10 protein-coding genes are annotated in these 13,469 nt (G+C 63.6%); 6 read left to right on the top strand and 4 right to left on the bottom strand.

The window, feature by feature from the left end; genetic code table 11:
- The first annotated feature begins 193 nt into the window (after positions 1–193).
- The 5 genes from PQ457_RS16620 to PQ457_RS16600 all read left to right on the top strand — a co-directional run bounded on the left by PQ457_RS16620 (position 194) and on the right by PQ457_RS16600 (position 7,072).
- Positions 194–2,242 (top strand): hydantoinase/oxoprolinase family protein, encoded by a 2,049-nt coding sequence (locus tag PQ457_RS16620; RefSeq protein ID WP_273619959.1) that lies wholly within the window; start codon positions 194–196, stop codon positions 2,240–2,242.
- A gap of 16 nt (positions 2,243–2,258) precedes the next feature.
- Positions 2,259–4,121, top strand: a complete 1,863-nt coding sequence (locus PQ457_RS16615) for a hydantoinase B/oxoprolinase family protein (RefSeq protein ID WP_273619958.1) — start codon at positions 2,259–2,261, stop codon at positions 4,119–4,121.
- A gap of 62 nt (positions 4,122–4,183) precedes the next feature.
- Positions 4,184–5,038 carry an isocitrate lyase/PEP mutase family protein gene (locus PQ457_RS16610; RefSeq protein WP_273619957.1) on the top strand — a complete coding sequence of 285 codons (855 nt, stop codon included), beginning with the start codon at positions 4,184–4,186 and terminating at the stop codon, positions 5,036–5,038.
- A gap of 4 nt (positions 5,039–5,042) precedes the next feature.
- On the top strand, positions 5,043–6,164 hold the full coding sequence (locus tag PQ457_RS16605; RefSeq protein WP_273619956.1) for a zinc-binding dehydrogenase: 1,122 nt from the start codon (positions 5,043–5,045) through the stop codon (positions 6,162–6,164).
- A 113-nt stretch (positions 6,165–6,277) separates the two neighbouring features.
- A complete protein-coding gene (locus PQ457_RS16600; protein ID WP_168601488.1) occupies positions 6,278–7,072 on the top strand; it encodes an IclR family transcriptional regulator domain-containing protein in 795 nt (264 codons plus the stop codon).
- Positions 7,073–7,105: 33 nt separating this feature from the next.
- On the opposite strand, the gene PQ457_RS16595 is transcribed toward PQ457_RS16600, so the two are convergent.
- The 4 genes from PQ457_RS16595 to PQ457_RS16580 form a co-directional block, all read right to left on the bottom strand.
- Positions 7,106–8,608, bottom strand: a complete 1,503-nt coding sequence (locus PQ457_RS16595) for an aldehyde dehydrogenase family protein (protein WP_273619955.1) — start codon at positions 8,606–8,608, stop codon at positions 7,106–7,108.
- Positions 8,605–9,756 (bottom strand): FAD-dependent monooxygenase, encoded by a 1,152-nt coding sequence (locus PQ457_RS16590; RefSeq protein ID WP_273619954.1) that lies wholly within the window; start codon positions 9,754–9,756, stop codon positions 8,605–8,607. The genes PQ457_RS16595 and PQ457_RS16590 overlap by 4 nt, the downstream gene beginning before the upstream one ends.
- The gene (locus PQ457_RS16585) at positions 9,753–10,679 is read right to left on the bottom strand and encodes a polysaccharide deacetylase family protein (RefSeq protein ID WP_273619953.1); all 927 of its coding nucleotides are present in this window, start codon (positions 10,677–10,679) and stop codon (positions 9,753–9,755) included. The genes PQ457_RS16590 and PQ457_RS16585 overlap by 4 nt, the downstream gene beginning before the upstream one ends.
- 101 nt (positions 10,680–10,780) lie before the next feature.
- Complete coding sequence (locus PQ457_RS16580) at positions 10,781–12,232, bottom strand: flavin monoamine oxidase family protein (protein ID WP_273619952.1); 1,452 nt, start codon at positions 12,230–12,232, stop codon at positions 10,781–10,783.
- Between the two features lie 237 nt (positions 12,233–12,469).
- On the opposite strand from PQ457_RS16580, the gene PQ457_RS16575 reads away from it, so the two are divergent.
- Complete coding sequence (locus tag PQ457_RS16575) at positions 12,470–13,465, top strand: alpha/beta fold hydrolase (RefSeq protein ID WP_273619951.1); 996 nt, start codon at positions 12,470–12,472, stop codon at positions 13,463–13,465.
- The last annotated feature ends 4 nt before the right edge of the window (positions 13,466–13,469 follow it).

Below are 13,469 nucleotides of genomic sequence, written 5' to 3'. Positions count from 1 at the left end.
ACTGCGCGAGGGCAAAAATTCGCTTGGCGGATAGTCCGCGCCCAAAGCCGGGCCAAGCGCGGCGATTGCGTTACGCCTTCACCCCATTGGCGCCGACGATCACGTCGCAGCCTTAGAGCATCAGGAACCGGCAGGCCAAGGCCCCCAAGCCAAAGCTGCCGGACCATGAAACCAAAAGGAAGCCGGGGAAAATATGACCTACCGATTGGGTGTAGACGTTGGGGGGACCTTCACCGACCTCCTGCTTTTCGACCAGACCAGCGGCAAATTCTGGCGCCACAAGACGCCTTCGACGCCGCATGACAGTTCGGAAGGCATCCTGAACGGCGTGACCGCGATTTGCGAAAAGGCCGGGATCAGCCCTTCGGATGTGGAATTTTTCCTGCACGGCACGACGGTTGCCACCAATGCCGTGCTGGAAGGCAAGGGCGCGCGCGTGGGCCTGATCACCACGCAGGGCTATCGTCAGGTGATGCAGATCGCGCGGTCCTTTGTGCCGGGCGGTCTGGCGGGCTGGATCGTCTGGCCCAAGCCCGAACCGCTGGCCGCACTGCAGGATACGCTGGAAATCGCCGGGCGCATGGATGCCGACGGCCATGAAATCAGCCCGATTGACGAAGGCGAAATCCGCGCCGCGCTGACCCAATTGCGCGATGCGGGCGTTCAGGCGCTGACGGTTTCGCTCGTCAACGCCTATCTCAACGGCGCGCATGAAAAGCGCGTGGGCGAACTGGCCGCTGAAATCATGCCGGAAATCCCGGTGTCGCTTTCCCACGAAGTCCTGCCCGAAATGCAGGAATATGAGCGCACGCTGACCACCGTTGCCAATGCCAGCGTGCGTCCGGTGATGCGCCGCTATATCCGCAACCTGCGTGACAAGCTGCGCGGGGCGGGCATGGCCGGTTCGCTTTCGCTGCTGCGTTCGGACGGCGGCTTGATGTCCTCGGAAAAGTCGGAAGAGCATCCCGTATCCTTGCTGATGTCGGGTCCGGCAGGCGGCGTGACCGGCGCGATCTGGGTGGGCCGCAATGCGGGCATCAAGAATATCCTGACGCTGGACGTGGGCGGCACCAGCACCGACGTGGCGCTGATCGAGGGCCTTGAAGCCCGCCGCCAGCGCGACACCGAAGTGGGCCACCTCAAGGTCCGCGCCTCGGCGCTGGACGTGAAGACCGTAGGTGCGGGCGGCGGCTCGATTGCCTATGTGCCCGAACTGACCAAGGCTCTGCGCGTGGGTCCGCAATCGGCAGGCGCCGTGCCCGGCCCGGTCGCCTATCAGAAGGGCGGCACGCTGCCGACCGTGACCGATGCCAATGTGGTGCTAGGCTATCTGCCCGAAAACCTGCTGGGCGGCACGTTCCAATTGGACCGCGAAGGCGCCAAGAAGGCGGTGCAGACCATCGCTGACGCGCTGGGCATCGGCCTGATGGAAGCGGCTCGCGGCATCATCGACATCGTGAACGAGAATATGTTCGGCGCGCTGCGCATGATCTCGGTGCAGCAGGGCTATGACCCGCGTGACTTTGCGCTGATGGGCTTTGGCGGGGCGGGTCCGCTCCATGTCAACGCGGTGGCGCGTCTGACGGGGTCGTGGCCTGCGGTGTCGCCGGTTTCGCCGGGCGTGCTTTGCGCTCTGGGCGATGCCACCACGCGGATGCGTACCGAAACGGCGCGTTCCTTCTCCAAGCGGGTTGCCGATACGGCCGAAGACGCCGTCATCGCCATCCTGTCGGAAATGGCCGAACAGACCCGCGCCGAATTGCGCGCCGAAGGCATTGATGACGCCGACATCACCAGCCAGTTCGAACTGGACGTGCGCTATGAAGGTCAGGCCTTTGAAGTGCCGCTCTCGATCGACCCGGAAACGCTGCGCCGCGATGGCCTGAAGGCTGTGACGGATCGCTTCGATGCCGAGCATCTGCGTCTCTTTACCTTCAACATGGATTCGGCCCATGAGCTGGTGAACCTGCGCGCCGTGGCGATGGGGCCTGCGCTTGACCTGCCCGCGCCCGAATTGCCCAAGTCGGACGGCAATGTCGACCGCGCCAAGATCCGCGATCATCAGCTTTGGGCCGATGGCGCGATGGTGCCCGCCGTGATCTATGACCGCGCGCTGCTCCAGGCGGGCGATGTCATCCCCGGCCCCGCCATCGTCGTCGAAATGGACTCCACCACGCTGATCGAGGCGGGCTGCAACGGCACCGTCGATCACGTCGGCAACATCCTTATCAACCTCGCCTGAGAAGGAGGCAAGACCCATGCCCGCACAGATCATTCAGGCCAATGAAACGCCTTTTGCCACCGTGGCCGTAGATCCGGTCACGCTGGACATCATCGAAAACGCCCTGCGCAACGCCCGCATCGAAATGGACGCCACGCTGGTGCGCACCGCCATGTCGCCCGGCATCCGCGAACAGGGCGACGCCTTTCCGCTGATCGCCGACTATCAGGGCCGCATGATCGTGGGCCAGTTCGGCTCCTACATCGGCCCCTTCCTCGAAGGCTATGACGGCACGGTCGAAGACGGCGACCTCATCTTCCTGTCCGACCCCTATTCGGTGGGCGGGGCAATCTCGCACTGCAACGACTGGCTGGTGCTGCTGCCGGTGTTCAAGGACGGGCGCCTGATCGCCTATACCTCGATGTTCGGCCATCAGAGCGACATTGGCGGCATGGTCCCCGGCTCGATGCCGATCCATGCCACCTCGATCTTTCAGGAAGGCGTGCGCATCCCGCCCGTCAAGATCTGGAAGAAGGGCGTCTATAACGAAGACCTCATCAAGCTGGTCATGCATCAGAGCCGCACGGCCGACTGGTGCAAGGCGGACCTCAACGCGCTGATCGCAAGCTGCCGCGTTGCCGCCGCCCGCGTCGTGGAAATGGCCGAGCGCTTTGGCGACGACATGTTCACCTCGGCCACCGACCTTCTGCTGGATCGCAATTACCGCGCGATGAAGCATCTGATCGAGACCTCAATTGGCGAGGACAAGGTCAGCTTCGAGGACTATATCTGCGACGACGGCATGGGTTTTGGCCCCTACAAGATCAAGTGCACGATGTGGCGCGAGAACGGCCGCGTGGTGCTGGATTTCGACGGCACCGATCCCCAGTCGCAGGCCTCGATCAACATGCTGCTCAACGAGAACATGATGCGCATGTTCTTCGGCATCTACATGATCATGGTCTTTGACCCCCAGATCCTGTTCAATGACGGCTATTACGACCTCATTGACGTGCGCATCCCGGAAGGTTCGCTCCTCAAGCCCAAGTTCCCCGCCGCTTTGTCGGGCCGTACCCACGTTCTGGGCCGCCTGTTCGACATTCTGGGCGGCCTGCTGGGGCAAAAGACGCCGGAATTCCTCAACGCCGCCGGTTTCTCGTCCTCGCCCCACCTGTTCTATGCCGGCACGGACAAGGCGGGCAAGTGGTTCCAATTGTTCCAGATCGGCTTTGGCGGCATTCCGGGCCGCCCGATGGGCGACGGGCCGGACGGGCATTCGCTCTTCCCCGGTTTCACCAATGTGCCCAACGAGTTCCTCGAACGCTATTTCCCGCTGATCATCGAGCGTTATGAAACGGTGGCCGACTCGGGCGGCGCGGGGCTGCATCGCGGCGGCAACGGGATCGACATGGTCTATCGCTTCCTCGAAGACGGCGTGATCGCCATCCATGACGACCGCTGGTTCGTGCCGCCATGGGGTGTGAACGGCGGCGAACCGGGCGCTCGCGCGCGCAAGGTTCTGGTCAAAAAGGACGGCACCGAAATCGTTGTCGGCAACAAGCTGGAGGACTATCCGGTCGAGGCGGGCGACCGCCTGCACTTCATCACCTGGGGCGGCGGCGGCTGGGGCGACCCGCTGGATCGCGATCCCGCGCTGCTGGCCAAGGAACTGGCCCAGGGGCTGGTGACCGAAAAGGGCGCGCTGCGCTATGGCGTGGTGCTGGTCGATGGCGCGGTTGATGAGGCCGCCACCGAAGCCCTGCGCGCCAAGATGCGCGCCGAGCGCGGCCCCATTGAAACCTTCAACTTTGGCCCCGACCTTGAAACGCTGCGGGCGAACTGTCTGGCCGAAACGGGCCTGCCCGCGCCGCAGGCGCCCAAGTGGGCCACGGTCGCCTAATCTATCCCGGCCCCGGCAGCGCATAGCTTCCGGGGCCGATTTACCATTGCAGGAAGAACAAAATGGCTAATCCTATCCTTCGCCAAAAGCTGGAAAGCGGCAAATTCTTTGTCGTGCCCGGCATTCAGGACATGATCACGGCGGCCATCGCCAACAAGGTGGGCTTCGACATCGTCTATGGCACCGGCTACTGGCTGACGGCCAGCGCATGGGGCCTGCCCGACGCGGGCATCGCCACCTATACCGAAATGCTCAACCGCATGACCACGCTGGTGCGCACCAGCAACAGCGCGGTGATTGCCGATGGCGACACCGGCTATGGCGGGCTGCTCAATGTGCATCACACGGTCAAGGGCTATGAGGCGGCGGGCGTCACCTGCATCCAGCTTGAAGATCAGGAATTCCCCAAGAAGTGCGGCCACACGCCCTTCCGCCGCTGCATCCCGGTCGAGGATATGGTCGACAAGATCAAGGTGGCGGTGGACGCGCGAGAGAGCGAGGACTTCCTCATCATCGCCCGCAGCGACGCGCGCCAGAGCGAAGGCTTCGACGCGCTGATGCGCCGCATGGAAGCCTATGATAAGGCCGGCGCCCATGTCATCTTCCCCGAAGCGCTGGAAAGCGAAGAGGAAATGGCCAAGGCCTGCGCCCTGTTTGACAAGCCGGTGATGGCCAATATGGCCAATGGCGGTTCGACCCCGATCCCTAATGCCAGCGTTCTGGAAGAGATCGGCTATGCCTATGCCATCTATCCCTCGCTGACCTCGCTGGTGGCGGCCACGGCCATGGAAAAGTGCCTGCGCGACCTGAAAGATCACGGCATCGGCGAGCCGGAAGGCATTTTCAATTTCAAGGAATTCTGCGGCCTGATCGGCTTCAACGAAGTCTGGGATTTTGAAAAGAAGTGGGCGAAGTAAGACCATGAACACCCGCACCATCACCGCCGCTGTGCTCAACCAGAGCGGCAACAACCCCGCGCCCTATGGCACGGGCAAGCCGCTGGATGTGAAATCGGTGGACCTTGCCGATCCGCTGCCCGGCGAATTGCTGGTGCGCATTGATGCGGCGGGCCTGTGCCATTCGGATCTCTCGGTCATCAACGGGGATCGCCCCCGCCCGATGCCGATGGCGCTGGGGCATGAGGCGGCGGCGACGGTGCTGGCCCTTGGCGATCCCAATGAACGGGACATTGCCGTGGGCGACCGGGTGGTGCTGGTGTTCCTGCCTTCCTGCGGCCAATGCGTCGCGTGTCAGTCGGGCGAGGGTTACCTCTGCCCCAATGGCGCGGCGGCCAACGGGCGGGGCGAATTGATGCGCGGGGGCCATCGCCTGTCGTGTGATGGCGCGCATGTCCACCATCACCTGGGCGTCTCGGCCTTTGCCAGCCATGCCGTGGTGGACCGGCGCAGCGTGGTGAAGGTGGACGCCGACATTCCGGCCGAAACCGCCGCGCTGTTCGGCTGCGCGGTGCTGACGGGGGTGGGCGCTGTGATGAACACCGCCGCCGTCCGCCCCGGCGAAAGCGTGCTGATCTATGGCCTTGGCGGAGTGGGCCTTGCCGCACTGCTGGGCGCTTTGGCGTCCGGCGCGCAGCCGGTCTATGCGGTCGACCCCAGCCCGGAAAAGCGCGCGCTGGCGCTGGAACTGGGCGCGGCGGGCGCCTTTGCGCCGGGTGAGGAAGAGGCTGCGCGCGGCGCCGATGTGGTGGTTGAAACCGCGGGCAAGGCGGCCGTGCTGGCCACCGCCTATCAGGCGGCGCGGCGCGGGGGGCGGATCGTGACGGTGGGCCTGCCCAATCCGTCCGAGTCGCTCTCGATCAACGCGCTCTCTCTGGTGGCCGATGGCAAGACGTTAATGGGCAGCTACATGGGTTCCTCGATCCCCTCGCGCGATATTCCGCGCTACATCGCCCTGTGGCGCGCAGGCCGCCTGCCGGTGGAAAAGCTGCTCACCTCGATCAGCCCGCTCTCCGAAATCAATGCTTTGATGGACAAATTGGCCAGCGGCGCAGCGATCCGGCAGGTGGTCATTCCGGGGTCGTAAACGGATATACGCCAGAATGCGTATCCGCCTGTCGGATAAACTGGCGTCCTTTTCGGAAAAATGACAATCTCCTGACACTCTTGCGACACAAGAGTTTCACGGGAGAAATCGTCATGGAAAAGGGTGTTCCCATTCGGTCGATCACGCGGTCAATCGCTGCGCTGAAAGCCATCAACCGTCATGGCTCGCTTTCGATGATGGAAATCGCGAAGGCGAGCCAGGTCCCCTATCCCACCGCCTGCCGCATCGTGCAGACGCTGTTGTATGAAGGGCTGATCGAGCAGGAACCCGCGCGCAAGCGTTACCGCGCCACCGCGCTGGTCCAGACGCTGGCCACCGGGTTTCAGCATGACGATGAACTGGTGCGCATCGCGCGGCCGCATATCGTGGCGCTGACGCGGCGGGTTGGCTGGCCGGTGTCGGTGGCGATCCGGGTGGGGCGCGACATGATGCTGCGCGATTCCACCCATGCCAATTCCTCGCTGACTTTCGAGCACTACTATCCCGGCTTCACCCTGCCCATTCTCGACAGCGCATCGGGCAAGGTCTCGATGGCCTTTGCCGATGACGAGGACCGCGAGATGATCCTGCGCTTTATGCGCGTGTCGCAGGATATCGACCTCAACTATCTGGCCACGGCCGAGGTCGGGCTGGACGTTGAACGCATCCGCGCCGACGGCTATGCGGTGCAGGGGCGCAATCACCACAATCTGACGCCGGGCAAGACATCGTCCATCGCGGTGCCGGTGTTCCGCAACGGCCATTTCGAGGCGGCGATCACGCTGGCCTTCTTTGTGGCCGCGATGAAACTGTCGACCGCGCTCGAACGCTATCTGGATGATCTGAAGGCCACCGCTGCGGCGATCAGCCACGATCTGTCGAATGGCGCCCCCGTAGGCAGCGCATAAAAAAGGGGGCGGGTTGTTCCCGCCCCTTTCCGTTTAAAGCCGCGCCGTGACGGCCTTGGTTTCGAGATAGGCATCCAGCCCTTCGCGGCCAAATTCGCGGCCCCAACCCGATTGGCCAAAACCGCCGAACGGGATGTTGGTGCCCACCGCGCCGTGGCAATTGATCGAGACATGGCCTGCGCGGATGCGTTTCACCATGCGGTGCGCCGTGGACAGATCGCGGGTCCACACGCTGCCCGACAGGCCGAAGGGCGTGTCATTGGCAAGCTCGGCAATCGCGTCGAGATCGGTGGTGGCGAATTTCTGCACCGCCATGACCGGGCCAAAGATCTCATCGCGCACGATCGACATATCGGGCCGACAATCGGCAAAGATCGTCGGAGGGATGAAATTGCCCGGCCGATCCAGCTTGTCTCCGCCGCAGACCAACGTGGCCCCCGCCGCCTTGCCCGCCTCGATATAGGACATGACCTTGGCGCTGTGCGCGTCGGAGATCATCGGACCCTGCATCGTGGCCGGGTCCAGCCCATGGCCCAGCTTCATACCCGCGCTGAACGCCGCCACGCCTTCGACCAGCGCGTCATGGATCGCCTCATGCGCAAAGATGCGCGTGCCCGCCATGCAGTTCTGACCCTGAAGGAAGAAGGTGGCCAGCGCAACGCCGGGCACGGCCAGCGCCAGATCGGCGTCCGGCATCACCACCACCGGCGATTTGCCGCCCAGTTCGAGGCTGACCTTTTTCAGATTGCCTAGGGCTGCCTGCACGATCTTTTTGCCGGTCACGGTCGATCCGGTGAAGCTGATCTTGTCCACCCCCGGATGGGCCGCCAGCGCCGCGCCGCAATCCGCGCCGAAACCGTTGACGATATTGACCACACCCGCCGGAAACCCGGCATCCAGGATCATCTGCCCCAGTGCCAGGACCGAAAGCGGTGTTTCCTCGCTCGGCTTCATCACCACGGTGCAGCCCGCCGCCAGCGCCGGCGCCAGTTTCAGGATCGCGGTGGAAAGCGGCACATTCCACGGCACGATCAGCCCGGCAACGCCGACCGGCTCACGCAGAGTATAGGTCAGCGCCTCGGTCTCGGCGGCGATATGGCGCGGCGGGGCGGTGGTGGTGCCCTCGATCCGCATCACCGCGCCCGCGTAATAATCGACCATTTCCACGCAATTGGCCGTGGTCAGCCCCGCAATAAAACCGGGCATCCCATTGTCGACAATGTCCAGCTCGGTCAAAAGCCGGGCATTGGCCTCCATGATCCGGGCAAGGCGGAACAGGATCGCGGTGCGGTCCGAAACCGTCATCCGCCCCCATGCGCCATGGAACGCGCGGCGCGCGGCGGCCACGGCGGCGTCAACCTCAGCCGCGCCGCCGGTGGCGAAGCGGGCCAATTCAAGGCCCGTGGCCGGGTCGCGCGTGACATGCTCGCCGCTGCCGTCAACCCATGCGCCGTCGATCAGCAGCCGGTGCGGCCCGCCCAGAAAGGCGGCGGTTTCGGGCGCGATGGCGTGGCCGTCAAAGGGCAGCACGTTCATACTTCCACCGTCCGCGGGTCATAGAGGAACAGGCCGAGCGATTCCTCGTCCTTCATGCCTTCAAGGCCGAAGAAATCGGTGTTCTGGCCCTGCATGCGATCCGCATTGGCGTTCGATTCCTGCTGGATGAACGTAGCCCGTTCGTGACGCGCCTTCTCATAGCGGGCAAGGCCCTCGGCAGCGGAATCCGAAGCGGCCAGCGCGCGGGCCAGCACCACCGCATCCTCGATCCCGCAGGCCGCGCCATGGCCCAGGAAAGGCGTCATCGCATGGGCCGCATCGCCGATCAGCGTGACATTGCCGTCCAGCACCCAGGTCGGCATCGGCTTGCGCGCGTTGATCGCCCATTTGAACAGCGGCTGGGCAATTGCGGCCTTCAGCAACCGCTGCGCATCCTCGCACCAATGGCCATAGATCGCCTGCAATTCATCCGGATCGGCAGGCGTGGTCCAGCCTTCCTGATTCCAGCCTTCCTGCCGGGCGAAGAAGACGAAGTTCATCACTTTTGCACCGCGCACATTATAGCGGTTCATCATCGCGCCGGGGCCGATGATGATGCCGGGAAAATCGGAAAGATCCTGAATTTCCGGCGTCACCGGCACAAGGCAGCGCCATGCGACATGGCCGGTAAAATGCGGGGCATCATCGCCAAAGCGCTGGCGGATCACGCTCTTCACGCCATCGGCACCGACCAGCACATCGGCGCTGTATTGCCGCCCGTCGGCCAGCGTCACCGTGGTCCCCTCGCTCGAAACCACCTGCGCCCCGGCGATCATTTCCACCCCGGCGCGCTCTGCCGCGCGTGTCATCACGCCATGCAGATCGGCGCGGTGAACGGTGATATAAGGCGCGCCATATTTCTCGCGCTGGGTCGAGCGGTCAAACGCCACCAGCGTGCGCCCATCCTGCCAATGCTGGATGCGCTGGCGGGTGGGTTCGACAGCAACCGCGGCCGCTTCCTCGCAGATGCCGATGAAATCCAGCCCCTTCATCGCGTTGGGCGTCAGGGTCAGGCCTGCGCCGATTTCGCCGAACTGGGGCGCGGATTCGAGCAGCGTCACCTTGAAACCCTGCTGGGCCAGCGCAGCCGAGGCGGTCATGCCCGCCACGCCCCCGCCGACGATCAGGATAGTCTGCGGCTTGCTCACTTTGCACCGCCGTCAAGCTGGCCGGGAATATGGCTTTCGTGGTTTTCCAGATACCACTCCGCGATTTCCTCGCGCGTGGCCCACCACACGCCGGGCAGGCTCTTGGCATGTTCGATAAATTCGCGCAGCGCGCGCACGCGATGGGCGCGGCCCGACACATGCGGGTGCAGGCCGACATTCATGATCCGCCCGGTCTTGGCGCCCTCAGCATAAAGCACGTCGAGTTCCTCGATCAGCGCGTCGCGGAACTGGTCGGTGGTGAAATTCTTGCGGGTAATGAAGGTGAAATCGTTGATTTCGTTCGAATAGGGCACTGAGACGATCGGCCCGTTGGGCGTTTTCAGCAGATAGGGCTGATCGTCATTCATGATGTCGCAGTAGAATTTGCAGCCATATTCAGCCAGAATATCGGCCGTCTGCATCGTGCCGCGCAGCGAGGACGACAGCCAGCCCTTCGACTTGCGGCCGGTGTATTTCTCGAACTGGTCGAGGCTGCGCAGGATGATGTCACGCTCCTTCTCCGGCTGATGCGCGAAGGAGGTGAGCAGTTCGCCCTGTTCCCAATTATGCGTCAGTAATTCCCAACCGCGCTCAAGGCAAGCATCGGTCATCGCCTTGCGCCGCTCAAACGTCACGGCATTGGTGGTGCAGCTCGCCTTGACGCCCAGTTCGTCGAACAGATCATAGAGGCGCCAGATGCCCACCCGCTGGCCATATTCGCGCCAGGTGAAATTGGGAAAGTCGGGCGTATTGGCAGGCAGCGAATCCGGCAGGATCGCCGGGCCGCCCGCGTAATAGGGCTTGTCGCTGTCCTTGGTCAGATCCCACGTCTCAAGGTTGAAGGTCAGGATCAGCGCCACCCGCGCGCCATTGGGCCACTTCAGGGGCTGGCGGGCGGGAAGGGGAATGTAATCATAGTCCATGAGACGTTACTCGCTTGGCAAAATATGGTGCGACACAAACATTATTGAGCCTCCGCGCCCATCGGCAAGCACCGAGTCTCCGCAATGCGAACAAATGCGCATCAGGCCGACAAGACCTCCAGCGCGACGCGTTCGGAGGATTCCAGCGCGCCTTCCAATCCGCGCGCGCCGGTTGCGGTATGCTCGCCGCAGAAATGCAGGCGGCCCGCCGGCTTGCCGATCTCACCCATCACGCCCGCGACCTGTCCGGGGCTGAAATAGGCCCAGTCGCCCTGGTTGAACCGTTCGCCGATCCAGCTGAAATAGGCCGCGCCGCGCAATTTACCCTTGGTCGAGGGGCGGATCGCCTCGATCCCGGCGATGATCGTGGCCATCGCGGCCTCCTTGCCCATCGCGTCCCAGTAATGGGCCATCGCGCCGCGCGCCTGAACGGTAAAGCCGGTGATTTCCTCAGGCGTTGCGCCGAAACGCTGGGGCGTGACCACGCCGGTCACGCCATCGGTCCACATGCCGGGCGCCTGTTTGTCCTCTTCCCAGAACGGCGCGGTGGCGGTCAGGAATGCAATCGACAAAGGCTGATAGGGCATGGTGGCCACGGCCCGCGCCTGAACCCCCGACAGGCCCGGCATCACATGCACATGGCGCAGGGTTGAGAAGGGCAGCGAGGAGATCACCCGGCCCGCCGTGTGAACCGTACCATCAGCGCAAGTAACCGTGGCATTGGTCGGCGTGGTCTCGATCGCCACCACTTCCTTGCCCAGCAACAGATCGCCCTTAAGCATCTTGGCCATGGCCATGGGCAGGTTGAGATTGCCGCCCTTGACCGCCAGCGACTTGATCCCCGCCGCAATCTGCGCCTTCACAAAGCCGTCGTTATATTCCAGCATCAGCGCCGAAACGTCATAGGCATTGGTGCCGTAATAGGGCGAAACGTCATTGGCCAGATGGATCGCCTGATCCGACAGGCCCTGCGCCTTGAGCCATTCGTAAAGCGAGATGTCGAGCGGGGCATTGGCCACATCGGCCCACTGGCTCCAGTCTTTGAGCCGCGTATGTTTGGCGATCAGCGTGTTGACCACCTCGGCGGGCATCATCGACTTCATCGCATCGGGGAATGGATTGCCCGGATGCTTTGCCCATTCCTCGCGGCTCAGCAGCTTGCCGTTGATATAGAGGCCCGGCGCCCCGCCGATGCGATAGCGCGCGCCCACTTCCTCCAGCGTCACGCCCGCGCGCGCCGCCGCGTCAATGCCGCGCCCATAGCCTTCGGCCATGGAATTGAAGCCCATTTCCGGATAGCCGGGCTGATCCATCAGCGTCATGATGCGGCCGCCAACCCGCTGGCGCCCTTCCAGCACGGTGACCTTCAGCCCCTGCTGTTCGAGCAGCCATGCCGTGTTCAGCCCCGAAATCCCGGCGCCCAGCACGATCACATCGGTGCCGCGCGGCGCGGGTTTCACCGCTTTTGCCGCCGCGCGCGCCATCGCGGGCGAAGCCGCCATCAGGCCCGCCATGCCAAGGCCAAAGGTAAATCCGCGCCGGTCAACGCCCATCTTCAAACTCCAAGAATTGCACGGGGCGAATAGCGCACGCCCCCTGCCCGCCTGTCGATCCGCCCCCGGCCCGTCACCACCTGTCGGATAGCATGCTTTCCGTTTCGGAAATCCTCGCGGATTGCCATCATCATGGCGCATGCAAAGGGGGCCTGTGCCGTCGGGGACCTGCCGCCTTGTGGCAAAGCCTGCGCGCGCTGATAAGGCGCAGGCTTGTTATAAATGGTGGAGAAAGCGATGAAGTGCCTGCGCCCGGTTCTGTTGGTCGGCTCGATGCTGGCGGTCTGCGTGATGGCGCCGCTGGCCCATGCGCAGGGCGCGCCGGCTGCCGCTGCTCCGGCGGCGGCCCATCCCTATCTCTCGATCGAACAATTGCGCGCCAAATACCGCGATCCGGCCAGTCGCTTCATGACGATCAAGGGCGTCGAGGTCCATTACAAGGACGAAGGGCCGCGCAATGCGCCGGTGCTCTATATGGTCCATGGCTCGGTTTCGACGCTGCGGACGTGGGATGTCGTCACCGCCCGGTTGAAATCGCGCTATCGCATCATCCGTTTCGACATTCCCGGCTATGGCCTGTCGGGCCGGATTTCCGATGAAGTGGCGCAGAATGTCCAGCCGGTCGAGATTGCCGAAGGGCTGCTCGATGCGCTGCATGTGAAAAAGGTCACTTTCGTCGGCGTGTCGAGCGGCGGCACGATGGGCATGTATCTGGCCGCCAAGCGTCCCGAACTGGTCGAGCGGCTGATCCTGTCGAACACGCCCAGCGATCCGGTCGACACCAGCCATCTGGTGATGCCCAAGAGCTTTGTTGACGGGATCGCCCGTGCCAAGGCCAATGGTGGCTTCAACGACCGCCCCTACTGGGACGAGTATCTTGGCTATTTCGCGGGCGATCCCAAGCGGATCAGCAAAAAAACCCGCGACGAATATTATGATTTCAACCGCCGCACGCCGGAAAAATACCCCGTCGCCCTGGTCGCGCGCATCGGCGACGGCAAACAGGCCGCAATCGAAATGGCCAAGGTCAAGGCGCCCACCTTCCTGATCTGGGGCGCGGCCGATCCGCTGCTGCCCGAAATCGCGGCCAACCATATCGCGCGATACCTTTCCAACGCCACGATCAGCCGCGTGCTGATGCCCGATGTGGGCCATTATCCCCCGCTCGAGGTGGGCGACCGCTTTGCCCAACTGATCGCCGCCTATGTCGAGGCCGGCACCCCCAAACTTTGAGTTT

This window comes from Novosphingobium humi, assembly GCF_028607105.1.
GTDB classification, from domain to species: domain Bacteria; phylum Pseudomonadota; class Alphaproteobacteria; order Sphingomonadales; family Sphingomonadaceae; genus Novosphingobium; species Novosphingobium humi.
The sequence above is the reverse complement of the archived record's forward strand: the minus strand, read 5'-3'. Positions and strand labels throughout refer to the sequence as shown.